The 506-nt window shown below is 41.5% G+C and carries 1 pseudogene; it reads left to right on the forward strand.

Annotated features, from left to right (window positions below):
• Positions 1–75: 75 nt before the first annotated feature.
• Positions 76–506, forward strand: a pseudogene (locus LPKJCM_RS12070) (IS4 family transposase); the annotation flags it as partial.

The following is a 506-nucleotide window of genomic DNA, read 5'->3' on the forward strand; positions in this document are numbered from 1 at the left end:
AAAAAAATAAACACAGGCTCTCCTGCGTTGTATACTTTAGTCGACCAAAACCAAGATACAAAGGAGACTTACGTCATGAATATTATAAGACAAAAAAATACAGAAAACGAGCTTCACAATATTGTTCATCAATTTACTTCCCTCATTGGTCTATCTAAACTCACCAAGTTGGTGAATTATCGCCGGAATTCAGAAATCAGCTTGATGAAGGTCATTGAATGGCTGCTCACGACAAAGTTCCTGGGACGCTCGCTTTATCGAGCCCATGAAACACCTAACTTTACCAGTCGCACCGTCAGAAATAATTTGAACGATGGCCGGATCAATTGGCAACGCTTGATTTGTCAAGTTGGGAGTCATTTAATCAAGCATTTACGACCGTTTATTGACCGCCGGCGGCGGTTAGCATTGATCATTGACGATACATTCTTTTCCCGTGAGTACGCCACCCAAACCGAATTACTAGCGCGAGTCTTTGACCATGACAAACAGTTATATATTAAGGG

This window comes from Lentilactobacillus parakefiri (assembly GCF_002157585.1).
GTDB classification, from domain to species: domain Bacteria; phylum Bacillota; class Bacilli; order Lactobacillales; family Lactobacillaceae; genus Lentilactobacillus; species Lentilactobacillus parakefiri.